At 47.9% G+C, this 15632-nt stretch carries 10 protein-coding genes; 8 read left to right on the top strand and 2 right to left on the bottom strand.

Going from position 1 to position 15632, the window contains the following annotated elements; all coding sequences use genetic code 11:
• Position 1: 1 nt before the first annotated feature.
• Entirely contained in the window at positions 2 to 1342 is a 1341-nt protein-coding gene (locus tag WBG78_RS17760) for a hypothetical protein (RefSeq protein ID WP_337327807.1), read from the bottom strand.
• Between the two features lie 200 nt (positions 1343 to 1542).
• Here WBG78_RS17760 and WBG78_RS17755 point away from each other — a divergent pair, with 200 nt between their 5' ends.
• Both WBG78_RS17755 and WBG78_RS17750 read left to right on the top strand, forming a co-directional pair.
• Positions 1543 to 3276: an outer membrane protein assembly factor BamB family protein gene (locus tag WBG78_RS17755; protein ID WP_337327806.1), complete on the top strand. Its 1734-nt coding sequence runs from the start codon at positions 1543 to 1545 to the stop codon at positions 3274 to 3276.
• The gene (locus WBG78_RS17750; protein ID WP_337327805.1) at positions 3263 to 4546 is read left to right on the top strand and encodes an outer membrane protein assembly factor BamB family protein; all 1284 of its coding nucleotides are present in this window, start codon (positions 3263 to 3265) and stop codon (positions 4544 to 4546) included. The genes WBG78_RS17755 and WBG78_RS17750 overlap by 14 nt, the downstream gene beginning before the upstream one ends.
• On the opposite strand, the gene WBG78_RS17745 is transcribed toward WBG78_RS17750, so the two are convergent.
• Positions 4543 to 6186: an ABC-F family ATP-binding cassette domain-containing protein gene (locus WBG78_RS17745; RefSeq protein ID WP_337327804.1), complete on the bottom strand. Its 1644-nt coding sequence runs from the start codon at positions 6184 to 6186 to the stop codon at positions 4543 to 4545. The genes WBG78_RS17750 and WBG78_RS17745 overlap by 4 nt on opposite strands.
• Positions 6187 to 6294: 108 nt before the next feature.
• On the opposite strand from WBG78_RS17745, the gene WBG78_RS17740 reads away from it, so the two are divergent.
• The 6 genes from WBG78_RS17740 (at position 6295) to WBG78_RS17715 (ending at position 15603) form a co-directional block, all read left to right on the top strand.
• A complete protein-coding gene (locus tag WBG78_RS17740) occupies positions 6295 to 8010 on the top strand; it encodes a PQQ-dependent sugar dehydrogenase (protein ID WP_337327803.1) in 1716 nt (571 codons plus the stop codon).
• Positions 8011 to 8073: 63 nt separating this feature from the next.
• Entirely contained in the window at positions 8074 to 9030 is a 957-nt protein-coding gene (locus WBG78_RS17735) for an ABC transporter ATP-binding protein (protein ID WP_337327802.1), read from the top strand.
• Between the two features lie 154 nt (positions 9031 to 9184).
• A complete protein-coding gene (locus WBG78_RS17730) occupies positions 9185 to 9811 on the top strand; it encodes a TetR/AcrR family transcriptional regulator (RefSeq protein ID WP_337327801.1) in 627 nt (208 codons plus the stop codon).
• A 27-nt stretch (positions 9812 to 9838) separates the two neighbouring features.
• Positions 9839 to 11200 (top strand): TolC family protein, encoded by a 1362-nt coding sequence (locus tag WBG78_RS17725; protein ID WP_337327800.1) that lies wholly within the window; start codon positions 9839 to 9841, stop codon positions 11198 to 11200.
• A gap of 20 nt (positions 11201 to 11220) precedes the next feature.
• Entirely contained in the window at positions 11221 to 12405 is a 1185-nt protein-coding gene (locus WBG78_RS17720; RefSeq protein ID WP_337327799.1) for an efflux RND transporter periplasmic adaptor subunit, read from the top strand.
• Positions 12406 to 12438: 33 nt separating this feature from the next.
• Positions 12439 to 15603, top strand: coding sequence for an efflux RND transporter permease subunit (locus tag WBG78_RS17715; protein ID WP_337327798.1), 3165 nt, complete (start codon positions 12439 to 12441; stop codon positions 15601 to 15603).
• Positions 15604 to 15632: the final 29 nt, after the last annotated feature.

Below are 15632 nucleotides of genomic sequence, written 5' to 3'. Positions count from 1 at the left end.
GTTAATAACTGTTAAGTAAACTTACGGGTTTCGGGCGAGCATCTGACGTCTCTTCAAATGATTCTTCATACACAACATCACCATTTTTCCGGGATACACGAACATAGTCTATGCTGCCCGCTCCCCTGAACTTGAAAATCATTCCTACCCAGGGAAGAGGTTCCATGCGCGTGATAAGATCAAAAGCCTTTTTGCTATTGATAAGCACCTGTGCCACAGAATCAGCGACTTCAAACCTGACGTTCACCCAATCCTGCAGTTCAACACCCAGAGGAGATAAATCCGTGACCTTACCATTCTTATCATAGAAGTCCAGGTTTGATACGCATCCTGGTTTGCTTAAAGGAATAACCATGGCCGCACCCTCGAATAAAATATGAACCTCCGTATAGCGACACGCTGCCGCCCCCTCACCGAAGTCGTTCCTTATGCTCGCTTCAAACACAAAATCATCGCTCTTAATTACGGGCTTGTCTCCAACATTGTAGTAGCTGCACCAGGGAGCTTCAGGTTGGAGCGCGATGCCCGTCTGACGTATGGTTTCCATCGGGACAGACAGGCTGCCATTAAACTCAGCTGCGTCGCGGGGAAAGTAGACCGGCATCGGACTGGTTTCGAGCAGCGACAGCCATCCGTCGCTCTTTATCATTAACTTATGCTTTTGAACAACCTCACCATTGACTTTAAGTCTGGCATCAAAGAACCCTGGATAATAGTATATTGACGTGTGAGTCCTGAGCCGCGGATCTACGTGCTCCGTCAGCTTCGGGTCCCACGATTGTTGAATGCTGACAGAATCATCATCCTCACAATCAGAGGCATCATAGTCAAAGATTACAGTATTGGGAACGCCGCTGTCAATTACCTTCTTACTGCTGAAAGAGAACGCCTTACCGCGATTGGTCGCCGACGGACGGAACGCCGTTACATAGAATACGACGGCTGCGGTACACGCAGCCAGCCCGATCCAAACAATACCTGATTTTCGGTTTTTGTTAGTAGTTGGAATAGTTGCGATAGTAGGTGTTGGTTCAGTCTCAGCTGTCGCCATCGCATTATCCGAACTCCATTGGTGCCTGAATTGCTGCCAGTTTTCGGAACCGGCAAAACTGGCGAGTGCGTCAAGGGTCGTGATGGTTGGTTTTCCCCGGTACTCGACCTTTTTCCACACGCGCTTTAACGTTGCAACGCTGAGCTGAATGCTGGTTCGCTCATGAATTTGCCGCGACAGATTTTCAAAATCATGAGTAGACCACTCCAGACCGCTGCCCCATCCGAGCAATTTCTCAATCTTGCTGACAAGTGCAGCAACCGCGGCTTCAAATGTTGGATCGACACTCATTTTACTTTTCTCTGGCCGTACCTGGCAAACTTGAACAAGCTTGAACAGACTTGTTAACCAGATTCAGGCCCTATGAGCTGTAAATTTCATTGTTTGGTGCCACAAAACCGAACATTACAGCCATCTCATATTTTATGAATCTTAACAGCTTATTGAAACTCAGGGTGAATCACTTTTGCACTTCAATTGTATGCACTGCTTTGATTTTATTAATCCTCACGCAAGACGCGTTAGGCAGTACCGGGATTCTGAATCCGGGAGTGAAATGGCGCTTCAAAACCCTTGGGGCGGTGCGAAGCCAGCCTTTGATCGTTAATGATGTCATCATTTTCGGAAGCACCGATGGGCGACTATATGCTGTAGAGAAACGCTCGGGTTCATTGAAGTGGAGTATTTCAACAAACAGCCCGATTACCAGCTCGCCAATCAGTCAGGGGCCTTTGGTGTACTTTATTTCCGATGACCAACAGGTATACGCGGCCGACCTTGCAAGTGGAGATATCAAGTGGACGTTCAGAATGAATGCCATCAAGCCTTCGTATTGGGAATGGGATTACTTCACGGCGTCACCTGTGTATGCAGATGGCGTGCTCTGGGTCGGCTCCGGCGATGGCAACCTGTATTGCCTCGACGCGCTGTCGGGAAAGCAGCGATGGAAATACGAGACAACGGGAAGGATACGCGCAGCTCCTGCAGTCACTGAAAAAATAGTGTATGTGCCATCCAATGATGGGATAGTGTATGCGCTGGACAAGACAGCGGGCAAGCTAATCTGGAAGTTCGGCACTGACGGCGCTGCATACGATTCGCGAAAGTCCGGATGGGACCGCAATTCAATTTACGCTCCACTGATTGCAACCGACAGCGTCTTAATTGTGGCCAGCAGAGACGGGAAAACGTATGCTGTAGACGTTAACACGAGAAAGGAGCGCTGGTCTGTTACCTATGGCCCAACATGGGCGATGTCGACCAGTCTGAAGGCGGGAACAGTGTATATCGGATGGTCTGACAACAGCCTTCTCAGTGCAATTGATCTGAAGACAGGAAAAGAGCGATGGAAATTTAAGGCTGGCTCGATGGTGTACACGAAGCCTCTGGTTACAGACAGTGAAGTACTCGTGGGTTCGGCGGACGAGAAAGTTTACTGTCTCAATGCCGTTGATGGTACTAAACGATGGGAATACAAAGTAGGCGCTGCTGTATATAGCTCCCCCGTTGTAGATGAAGGAGTAGTGTTCGTCGGAAGTGATGATGGAAATCTTTATGCTTTGCACGAGAAACTGAAGCCCGTTAAGGCAGTATTTCAGCCCATTACCAACGACGCCGGAATGAACCAGGCGTTCCTCGCTGATCCGAAGATCACACCTTTTCTTAAGGACCACGGTTTTCTTCACCTCGATTCGGTTTCAATTGACGGCTTCATCAAACAACGGATAGCCGACAAGCTTCCCAGCGTTATCGTCTTTGCCTACGAGCAGCTGCCCTCAGCCCTGATCGGCACTCATCCGGAGAACGGATTGCTTCGTCAGTATCTGAACAGCGGGGGGAAGGTCGTGTGGTTCGGCAACATTCCGGCGCTGTATACTATTGATAAGAACGGGAAGCCATCAATGGACATCACACGTGGCGAGAGGATGCTGGGGGTGAAATTCAGTCGTCCGGAGGAGTCTGGAAATTACTACAGCAAGACAACACAGGCGGGCATCAATTTGGGCTTGCCGGAATGGAAGATGTTCACCTACGCCAATGTTGAGAACATCGGAATCACACCGCTGGCGGTCGATGGATTTGGGCGCACAACCGCATGGATGAAGGCATACAACGACCAGCCTGGCTCAGGATTCTTCTCGTGCCGCACGTGGGGCTGGTATTCTCCCATTCATGATGAAGATCTTCGAATAGTCCTTGAAATGGCTAATTATGAACTGGAGTAAACTATTTATCAGGCTTACCAAAGCATTTAAAGGCAGTCTGGCTGCTTTTATTCTTACGCTGTTATCTGGGCATTTGGCTCCGCTGTGTGCTGTTGCGCAACGGTCAGGGAACGCGTCTCCCGCTCCCAAACAGCTACCTGTAATCTGGACATTTTCAGCCGGCGGAGCAATCACCTCGTCCCCTTTAGCCGACAATGGTATTGTATATTTTGGGGCCGAAGACAGCACCTGGTATGCATTGGAAACAGTCACCGGAAAAATAAAATGGAAGCTTCGAACCAATGCAGCTATCCGGTCGACTGCTGCAATCTCGGGTGATCAGATTTTCCTCGCTGGCGGCAACGGCGTGCTGGCGAGCGTCAACAAGACCAATGGCGAAGTAAAGTGGCGCATCGTGTTTGATCAGACCGCATTGTTCATGGGCGAACGCACATATGACTTTGCGGACTACTATCATTCATCGCCCGTCGTCGAAAATGGCGTCATCTACCTTGCTACCGGGAATTCGGTACTTGGCGCATATCGCGAAGATACCGGTGCGATGATTTGGCGCTACCGCGCTGGAGATATTGTTCATAGCCGCCCGGTCATAGTCAGGGATAAGGTGATCTTCGGCAGCTTTGATGGATATGTCCACGCCGTAAACAAAAACAATGGCAGTCTCGCGTGGAGGTTCAAAACGGTGGGTCATCAATATTTTCCGAAAGGAGAGGTGCAGGGAGGAATTGCAACCGACGGCCAGCGCGTTTTTGTAGGAGCACGCGATTATAACTTCTATTCAATCGATGCGAATTCCGGCACCGCTCTGTGGAACAGGAAGTTCGACAACGGATGGGCTATGAGCGTTACTGTGGCTGATACAGTTGTTTACATTGGAACATCGGACGATCGCCTCGTGGTTGCTGCGGACACCCGATCCGGTCGTGAATACTGGCATACTGATGTGAAGTTCAACGTCTTCGGGAACGCCGCAGAAACATCAGATCAGGTCATTATTGGCACTATTTGGGGTAAGGCTTATGGCCTCGACAGAAATTCAGGAGTGGTCAGGTGGATATTTGAAACACAGGGCTTTAAGGCAAATCACCTGAAGTATTTTACTCAAAAGGATAGCTTTCGGCCCGACATAGGTTCAATCCTCAAAACTCCATACAAGTGGATTGCTGCGGAACGCCTCATGGGCGGAATCTTTTCAACCCCTGCGGCCAGTGGCGACATTATAATTCTTACTTCTGCCGAAGGGAAAGTCTACGCGTTGAAAGCCAATTAAGCCTTTGCAGTGCGTTCGATGTCTTTAAGGTTCTCCATCTTCTTGTTTCGGAGGAAGCCATTGATGTCTTCAAAGTGCTCGCGAACACGCTTATTACCGAATTCAAACACTTTTGTAGCAAGGCCGTCAAGGAAATCTCGGTCGTGAGATACCAGAATCAACGTTCCGTCGAATGCCTTCAACGCGTCTTTCAGAATGTCCTTTGTTTTGATATCCAGATGGTTCGTTGGCTCATCAAGAATTAGCAGGTTAACTGGCGTTAGGAGAAGTTTCAACATTGCCAGGCGGGTCTTTTCTCCACCCGAAAGCATCTTTACCTTTTTGTCGATCGTATCGCCGCCAAACATGAAGGCACCCAGGAGGTCTCTTATTTTGGTTCTGATGTCTCCAAATGCTATCTGGTCGATAGTATCAAAAACAGAAAGTGATTCATCCAAAAGTGAGGCCTGATTTTGGGCAAAGTACCCGATCATCGAATTGTGCCCTACCTGCATCTTGCCTTCAAAGTCAATTTCTCCCATGATGGCTTTCACCATCGTTGACTTACCCTCGCCATTGCGGCCAACGAAAGCCACTTTGTCGCCACGTGCAATAGTCATCGCAGCATTCTCAAAGACAACGTGGTCGCCATACTTTTTAGTGAGTCCATCCAGTATCACCGGGTAATTACCAGATCTCGGGGCAGGAGGAAATTTCAGGTTCAGCGCTGAAGTATCTACCTCATCGACCTGAATGATCTCGATCTTCTCCAGCATCTTCACACGCGACTGCACCTGCAGTGTCTTGGAGTAAGTGCCTTTAAAACGCTCAATGAATTCCTGTATATCAGCGATTTGTTTCTGCTGATCATCGAACTGCTTTTGCTGTTGCTCGCGTCGTTCTTTCCGAAGCTGCAGATAGTGCGTATAGTTGGTGCGGTAATCGTAAATCCGGCCCATTGTTACTTCAATGGTCCTGTTGGTAAGATTGTCAACGAATGTCTTATCGTGACTGATTACAATCACAGCCTTCGCATTGTTGATGAGAAAGTCTTCCAGCCACTGAATGGATTCAATGTCCATATGGTTGGTCGGCTCATCAAGCAGAATCAGATCAGGTTTTTGCAGGAGAATTTTGGCGAGCTCGATACGCATGCGCCAGCCGCCGCTGAATTCGCTGGTAGATCGCGTGAAATCACTGCGTTTGAAACCAAGGCCAAGAAGCGTTTTCTCAACTTCGGCATCGAAATTAATCTCCTCAATGGAATAGTATTTTTCGCTCAGTTCAGATACCTGTTCGATTATTCGGGCGTACGCATCTGATTCATAATCAGTACGCGTTTCCAGCTGATGGTTGAGTTCATCCATTTCACGCTTCATACCGAGGATCTTCCCGAATGCTTTCGAAGCTTCATCAAAAACAGTAGCGGTGTCTTCAGTAAGCAGGTGCTGTGGCAGATAAGCGATTACGGCATCATTCGGTGCCGATATTTTCCCGCGGGTGGGTTTGTTGACACCTGCAATTATCTTAAGAAGTGTCGATTTGCCTGCACCGTTCTTTCCCATCAACGCGATACGATCGTTTTCGTTGATGTTAAACGTAATGTTGCTAAAAAGAGGAGAACCGTTAAACTCTACCGTTACCGCATCTACTGAAATCATGGCTTGCTGTTCAAGGCCGCAAAGATATTATTTGCCGCATAAATTTGATTTAACCTCCCGGCAACATTTCATGCCAATCGGTTAGATTTGAATTCTCAAACGTGTACGATGAAGTTAATTTATGGGATTGTCGCAGCGGGCATGCTTTTCACATCATGCAAATCTAAAACCTCAGATGAATCATTGCCGGTAAGCGACACTGCAGCGATTGCCAGTGGTGAGGCTATTTTCAAACAGGATTGCAGTGCCTGTCATACGTTTGATCGCGATGCGATTGGCCCGCGGCTCGGCGGCGTAACCGCTTCTGCAACCGGAGAGTGGATCATTAGTTTCATTTCGGACCCGAAAAAGATGATTGATTCGGGCGACGAGCGTGCAAACAAACTGTATGATCGTTTCAAGACGATAATGCCTGCCTTCAGTCAATACGACAAGGAAAAAATGCAGCAGATTTTCGCCTTTCTTAAATCAAAGGAGGGAGTAGCAAAGGAAGAAACTGCTGATGATCCCAATGCCTTGAAAGATCCCATTCCAGAGAAAATCGCGATGTCGGACCTCATTGCGGAGTTAAAACTGGTAGCTAACATTCCCTTCTCGAGTGAGGAAAAGCCAAGGACCAGAATAGTCAAGCTTGAAGTTCAGCCGGGGACGAACAACCTTTTCGTATTGGACCAGCGAGGTAAGCTCTATACCATGATTAACGGCAAAGCCAGTGTGTATTTTGATATGGCAGCGCACATGCCGGCGTTTATTAACAAGCCCGGACTTGCTACAGGATTCGGAAGCATTGCTTTCCATCCTGAGTTTGTTGCAAATGGTTTAATGTATACAACTCACACAGAACCAGCGGGAAGCCGTCCGGCGGACTTTGGATATGCAGATTCGATTCTGGTTACACTGCAGTGGGTGTTAACGGAATGGAAGACCTCGAACCCAGCTCAGACTACTTTCTCCGGCGAAGGCAGGGAGTTGCTTCGTATTAACATGGTGACCGGGATGCACGGTGTTCAGGAGGTCACATTCAACCCTTACGCTAAGCGCGGCGGAAAGGACTATGGAATGCTCTATGTCGGAATTGGTGATGGTGCCTGTGTAGAATACAATTTTCCTGAACTTGTACGACATCAATTATTATGGGGATCCATTATTCGTATCGATCCCAAAGGCAGCAACAGTAAGAATGGAAAATATGGTATTCCGGCAGACAATCCATTCGCTCAAAAGCAGAGCCCTGAAGTCTATGCATTCGGCTTCAGAAATCCGCACCACATCACCTGGTTGCGCTCAGGAACTATGTTAGCTTCCAATATTGGGCAGCATGAAATTGAATCGTATAGCATTATCAAGAGCGGAGCAGACTACGGCTGGCCTATACGCGAGGGTTCATTCCTGCACAATGAAAAAGGCAACATAAATGTTGTTTATCCGCTTGCGCCGGACGATGCAAAGGCTGGAATCACCTATCCAATAATCCAGTACGATCATGATGAAGGCAACGCGATGAGCGATGGCTTTGAATATCTGGGTACTGCCGTTCCGCTCCTGAAGGGCAAGTTTCTTTATGGCGACATCCCCAAGGGTAGACTGTTCTTCTCAAATGTTAATGAGATGACAGAAGGGAAGCAGGCCGTCATTCACGAATTCCAGGTGTCTGTTGATGGAAAGCTCACTACGATGGAAAAACTTTGCGGCGACGGCCGGGTAGATGTGCGCATTGGCCGCGACGCAAAAGGTGAGTTGTACATTTTTACGAAACCAGACGGAAAGATATATCAGGTAACGGGTGCTCATTTGACTGCGTCAGCACCAACTGCAGCACATTGATGGGAGTTCTTATCCATCCGGGTGACCTGCCGGGCGTGAAATAGTTGGTCGACGAATACAAGCATGAGTTTTCTAACCGTCAGCAACATTTCGAAGCAAGGCCTGGATGGTCTTATCCTCGATGACATTTCATTTCAGCTCAGAAGGCATCAGAGGATTGCCATTGCTGGTGAAACCGGCTCGGGCAAAAGTTCATTACTGAAAATAGTTGCCGGGCTTGTGCAGCCCGATAGCGGTTCCGTTGTTTTTGAGGGGAGTCGCGTCGATGGACGGGATGTTTTGGTTCCTGGTCACGCTGACATAGCCTACCTGGCACAGGATTTTGAACTTCCAAAGTCTTTACGTGTAGAACAGGTTCTGGAATACGCACGCAAACAATCAGCAGAAGAGCAACGGCATCTCCATCACATATGTCATATCGATCACTTGCTGAAGCGACGAACCAACGAATTATCGGGCGGAGAACGTCAACGTGTTGCCATTGCCAGGTTGCTGGCGGGAATGCCCAAGCTGCTAATCCTCGATGAGCCTTATACGAACCTTGATCGCATACACAAGTTAGTTCTCAAGAAGGTTTTGGATGAAGTAAGCAGACTGGGCATAACCTGCATGATGATTTCGCACGAACCAGCCGAGCTGCTGTCGTGGGCCGACTCGTTGATCATTTTGCGACATGGCAAGATGGTGCAGCGGGGATCGCCAAGGCAATTATATCACTCACCAAAGAATGCTTATGTCGCTTCGCTTCTCGGAAGCTATACAGCAATGAATGAGCGAACGCCTGGGTTTGGACAATACTTAAACCAACATCCCGATGTTTCACATTTTATCCGGCCTGAGTGGTTGCTCATTGGAGATACCGGGGTTCAGGGAACGATAAAGGCTGTACGCTTCTTAGGCAACCATTACGAGATTGAAGTTGAGTGTCAACAATTAGTTGTCACTGTAATGGATGTTACGGGCCGATATCAGGTGGGTGACGCCGTTCTGCTCCAGCTAGAGCCACATGACCATCTCTAAGAGAACGGTTCGTTTATCACCACTTGTGTAAGTATGCAATCGTTCTCAAATTAATATTCAATCGTTTACCTGTCTTCACTCTTAAAAAAATACCACGACGGGAACCCATAGTCGTTAGTTTTGCGTTTGACAATTTTGTTAAACAAAGCTGATAATGAGTGTCGATGCTGCCCAAACCGAGGACCTCATCAAAGAAAAGGCCAAATTACTTTTCTTTCAGAAAGGGTTCTTAAATGCGACCACGCAGGAAATTGCAGACGAAGCGGGTGTTAATCGCGCGTTGATCCACTATTACTTCAGGTCACGCGAACACATGCTTGATTTGCTCCTGCAGGAGACAATACAGGAGAAGAGAATTAGAGTGCGCGCTATTTTGAGTTCGTCTGCACCATTTCATGTAAAGATCGCCAACTATATCAATGCCCTCGTCGATCTGGGACTGAAATATCCGTACCTGGAAAATTTCATCATCCACGAAACAGCGCGCAATCCCGAGAGGGCAAAAGAGCTATGCTCACGCGATAGAGTTAAAACAAGCGACTTGCTTCGTCCCGAACTTGAACAGGAAATTGCAGCAGGACGACTCGCGCCTATTTCAGCAGAGCACTTCATGATCAATTTGTCTGCGCTTACGAACTATCCCTTGCTCGCCAAAGGTATCCTGCAAACGATCCACGGAATGTCCGACACTGCTTACAGGAAGTTCCTGGCTGAACGAAAGCGGATTATTTACCGAACAATATTCGGACAAGACATGCCGGATGATATTTCACTTGAATAGAATTAGCCCAATCCCTCAGTACAACCTATGCAAACATATTTCGATTTCTATAAACTCAAGCCACTTTGCCTTTTGGTGCTAACCATCACTTCGATGAATTTCGCGCAGGCGCAGCGTCGTGAGCAGGCACCACCATCTACAGGCGACACTTTACAGGCAGCAACCCTTGATCAGGTCGTTGCATATGCAATAGCTCACCAACCACTTGTAAAACAAGCTGAGACCGATGAGTCCATTGCCAATAGCGTGATCAGAGGTAAGCTTGCTGATTGGCTTCCTCAGTTAAATTTCAGCCTGAACTATCAGCGGTATTTTGACCTGCAGTCCAGCGTTATCGGAGGAAATGTTGTTCGGTTTGGTGTGGACAATACATCATCAGCCCAATTCACTGCTACACAAAACGTTTTCAATCGTGATGCACTACTGGCAAGCACTACGGCTTCGAAAGTCAGGATCCAGGCGGAACAAAATACAGAGAAAAGCAAGATCGATGTAGTAGTGAATGTGACCAAAGCATTCTATGACCTGTTGGCAACTGAACAGCAGATAAGTGTAAATCAGGAGTCGATTGTGAGGCTACAGCGAAGCCTTAAAGATGCGCGCAGCCGTTACGATGCAGGTATTGCAGACAAGACGGATTATAAGCGTGCGCAGATTCAACTCGCTAACACGCAAGTGTCCTTACAAACAGCGCAGGAGCTTCTCAAGTATAAGAAGGAGTTTCTAAAGATGTTGATGGGTTATCCTGTCGACCGCCACTTCAATATTCTGTATGACACTGCGATAATGGAACAGGACGTTCCCCTGGATACAGCACAGGAACTGGTCTACACTAATAACATTGACTATAGAATTCTATACATGCAAAAGGAACTGCAGGAGGCAAACGTTAAGTACGCCAACTGGGCCTATCTCCCTTCTGTGAACCTGTTTGGAGCATACATCGTAAACTATCAGAACGATGCGATCGGAGAATTATACCACAACCGATATCCATTTTCATATGCCGGGGCGACTCTGGCATTCCCGATTTTTCAGGGTGGAAAGCGTATTGCAAAAGTGCGTGAGCAGCGTTGGACCAGCCGTCGTATAGAGTGGGGGTTGGCCAATCTTCGCAGCTCTATCAATACAGAATATAACCGCGCGCTGGCGACCTACAAAAGCAATCTGACTAACTACAATGTTCAAAAGGAGAACGTTGAGCTCGCGCGGGAGGTATACGATGTTATTCAGCTGCAATACAGCAGTGGCATCAGGCCATACCTTGATGTGACAGTAGCTGAAACGGACTTGCGTACGACACGTATCAATTACTTCAATGCACTATATGCGGTGCTGGCAAGTAAGATGGATGTGCTGCGGGCACTCGGCCAAATCAACTACCAATAGCAGTTAAAGAATTGAACCTCATGCAAACCAATAATAGACTTACGAACCTTATCCCTCAGAATATGCAATCCATCATCTTTAAAAATATAAGTCTTGTTTCCCTTGTGGCCATCGCTGCCGCTTGCGGGAACAAGGGACCAGCAGGACCTGCAGGTCCACCGCCAGTTTCTGTGGCAGTACAGGAAGTTAAGAAAGGAGATGCAACGTATTACGCGGAGTATCCGGCCATTGTAAGAGCACTGAACGAAGTCGAGCTGCGCCCTCAGGTAAGCGGTTACATTACGGCCATACACTTCAGGGAGGGGGAACGGGTGAAAAAGGGGCAGAAACTTTATTCAATAGATCCTCAGCAATCAGAGGGTGCATATCAGCAGGCACTCGCCAATCTTAAAGTACAGGAGACGAATCTGCTTAAGGCAAAACAGGATGTAGAGCGTTATCGCAAGCTCAATGAAAGTGATGCAATAGCAAAGCAACAGGTGGATTACGCAGAAGCTGCGTATGAGGCAGCACAGAAGCAAGTCGATGCAGCAAAGGCGGTCGTTTCAAGCGTTCAAACTAACGTGCGATATACAACGATAACAGCTCCATTCGATGGAACGATCGGCATCTCGGCTGTGCGTCTCGGTACATCAGTGAGTCCCGGAACTACATTACTGAACACAATATCAACCGATGATCCAATCGGCGTCGATATAACGATCGATCAAAAGGAGATCTATCATTTTACCGAACTGGCGCAAAAGTCGAATCCTAAGGACTCTGTTTTCAGATTGGCCTTTGGTGGTGATGTGTATCCATATCCAGGTCACATTAGCGTTGTTGATCGTGCAGTCGATGCACAGACCGGGAGCCTCAGGGTGAGATTGACATTTGAAAATCCCGAACACAGGCTTCGCTCGGGCATGAGCGCTACGCTAAGGCTATTGTCAAAGGCGGATCAGGCGGTGATCATTCCCTTTAAGGCAGTTACGGAGCAGCTGGGGGAGTTTTTCGTTTACGTGGCTGACAGCTCGAAAGTAACGCAGCGAAAGGTGACTCTGGGAACGCAAGTCGGTCGTGATATCATCATCAAACAGGGGCTCAGCACGGGTGAAGTTATCGTTACTGAGGGTGTTCAGAATCTTCGCGAAGGATCCGCCATAAACATTGCTCAAACCAATAATGGTCAGTCTTCGGGAGCATCAGCCGCAGCACGCAACTAGTTCAATCATTAACATTCCAACTTAAGGTTACTTATGATTGCAGACGTTTTTATAAAGAGACCAGTAACGGCGATCGTTATATCCATTGTGATCGTCCTCGTGGGACTGATCTCCATGTACACGCTACCTATCTCGCAATATCCCGATATCACACCGCCAACGGTATCGATACAGGGCACGTATGTGGGTGCAGATGCTCAGACGGTGGAGCAGACAACAACCACCGCGATTGAGACACAGGTGAATGGTACGCCCGGCATGGCCTACATGACCAGCAACAGTGCTTCCAATGGTGTTTCAGGTATTACCGTTACGTTCGATATCGGTACCGATATTAACATAGCAACGCTTGACGTTCAAAACCGTGTGAGTGTAGCGGAACCTTCTCTGCCCGAGATTGTAAAGAGACTTGGACTTACTGTGCGTAAAAGAAACCCAAGTATCTTCCTGGCGCTGGCCTTGTATTCACCCAATGAAACACATGACGCCACCTTCCTCGGGAATTTTGCTAACATATATCTGAAGGATCCGTTGCTGCGCGTCAAAGGTGTGGGCGACATATTCACTGTTGGCGACGATTTTGGAATGCGGATCTGGTTGAATCCGGAGAAACTTGCCAGCATGGGAATTACTCCAGCCGAAGTTAATGCTGCACTGTCTGAACAAAACCTGCAAATGGCAGCCGGTTCTGTCGGCGGAAATCCTCAACCGAGAACCCAGGCGTTTGAATACAACGTTCTCACTAACAGTCGCCTTAACAGGGCCGAAGATTTTGAGAATATCGTCGTCAGATCTAATCCGGCTACAGGCAACCTGGTCTATCTGAAAGACATCGCCAGAGTGGAACTCGCAAAATTCAACTACGGTAACAACCCTTATACGTTTGGGAAGAAAGCTGCTTTTATGCTCTTGTATCTCGCGCCCGGCGCAAATGCGCTCGACACTAATGAAGGTGTAACCAAAGCGCTGGCTGAGCTTAAGAAGAATTTTCCCAAAGACGTAGACTACGTTGTACCTCTGGAAACAACCTCGGTCGTTCAGGTTTCCATTAAAGAGGTAATTAAAACACTGGTGGAAGCATTGATCCTGGTGGTGTTGGTCGTGTTCCTCTTCCTTCAGAACTGGCGAGCAACATTGATCCCGGTACTTGCCATTCCGGTGTCTTTGATAGGTACTTTCATATTCTTCATACCATTTGGCTTTACAATCAATACACTTACACTGTTTGCTTTCGTTTTGTCCATAGGTATCGTTGTGGATGACGCGATTGTGGTTGTTGAAGCAATACAGCACAATATGGATGCTGAGAAGTTGTCGCCAAAAGATGCAACCATCAAGGCGATGAAGGAAATATCCGCTCCGGTTATTGCCATTGCCCTCATCCTTTTTGCTGTGTTTGTTCCGGTGGGATTTGTGCCTGGTATAGTAGGAAAGCTTTATCAGCAATTCGCTATTACTATTGCTGTTTCTGTGATGATCTCAGCATTTGTCGCGCTGTCGCTGACACCTGCGTTGAGTATGATGCTGTTAAGGCCTGCTGTCCCAGACAACGAGAAGAACTTTATGGATCGCGCATTCGATCGTTTTAATGGCTGGTTCGACAGGTTGTCCGTTCGATACACCAGTGGAGTAAGCCGCTGGATCAAGGGCACTCCCTATGTGCTCGTCATGATGGCATGTCTTTTTGTTGGTCTTTTCTTTCTTTTTAAGAACAAGCCAACAGGCTTCATTCCAACAGAAGATGAAAAACGTGTTTTGGTTACCTATGAATTGCCGGAAGGTTCCTCCACAACACGAAGCATTGAGCTGCAGCTTGAACTTCAACGTCGCATACAGTCAATCAGGGCTGTTAATGTGGCCGGTGGTATGGCTGGTTTGAATATTATGACGTTCTCAAATAAGTCGAACGTGGGCACGTTGTTCATAAATCTCAAACATTGGGATGATCGCGATCTTAAAACAGAAGGTGTGCCTGCTGTAATCGAAGAGATCAGAAGACGCACAGCTGATATCAAGGAGGCTCGTATCACCGTAGTAGCGCCCCCGGCAATACCGGGTCTCGGGCAATCGTCGGGCTTTACTTTTGAACTGCAGCAAACGACAAGCTCTGACGATGTTCGTCAGTTCGAAGGAGTGTTGAGAAAGTTTATTGCTGCGCTCAACCAGCGCCCTGAGATTGGAATGGCGTATTCGTTCTTTACAGCGCGAACACCGAGCTATCAGGTTGACATTGATCGCGAGAAGGCAAAGAAACTCGGGGTATCGGTAGCTGATGCGTACACCACGTTGGGAACCATGCTTGGCAGCAGCTATGTGAACGACTTCAATCTGTACGGCCGAAATTTCCGTGTAGTATCTCAGGCTGACACCTTATACAGAAAAAACATCGATGATATTGGCAGATATTTCGTTAGAAACAACGTAGGGGGTATGGTGCCTTTAAGCGCCCTCACAACTTCGAAGATGATAGAAACGCCGGCGATGATCACGCACTTCAATATGTACAGATCTGCGGAAATCATGGGTTCTGCGAAACCGGGATACAGCAGTGGTCAGGCTATTCAGGCGCTGCGGGAAGTTGCTGCGCAGGTGTTGCCAACGGGGTATAGCTATGAGTTTGGCGGTATGTCCCGCGAAGAAGTCGCAGCAGGAAATGCAACAGGACTGATCTTTGCAATTTCTATAGTGTTTGTGTTTCTGTTCCTTGCTGCCTTATATGAAAGCTGGTCAGTACCGTTCTCGGTATTGTTTGCTGTTCCGATTGGCGCGTTCGGATCGATCCTCACACTCACACTGCTGCCTAACCTGACAAACAATATCTATGCTCAGATAGGTCTAATTACGTTGATTGGTCTTGCTGCAAAGAATGCCATTCTTATTGTTGAGTTTGCTAAAGAACGTGTCGACAGAGGAATGGAAATCGTTGCCGCGACTCTTGAAGCTGTACGTCTGCGTCTGCGACCAATTATCATGACATCTCTTGCCTTTATTCTTGGTGTGATGCCGTTGGCATTTTCGGTTGGAGCAGGAGCAGAGGCCCGCAAAACCATAGGCTGGACAGTGGCCGGCGGCATGTTAGCAGCAAGCTCCCTGGCGATATTTGTCGTGCCCGTGCTGTTTGTGCTCATCACGCGAATTGCCCAGGGAAAGAAAGCCAGAGAGTCGGGCTCCCAGCAGCAGGAAGTGGCAGCTCATTGATACTAACCGTGTAAGCAGGCGACGTCTGT

Source organism: Chryseolinea sp. T2, from assembly GCF_037203685.1.
Taxonomy (GTDB): Bacteria; Bacteroidota; Bacteroidia; order Cytophagales; family Cyclobacteriaceae; genus Chryseolinea.
This window is presented reverse-complemented; position numbering and strand designations above follow the sequence as displayed.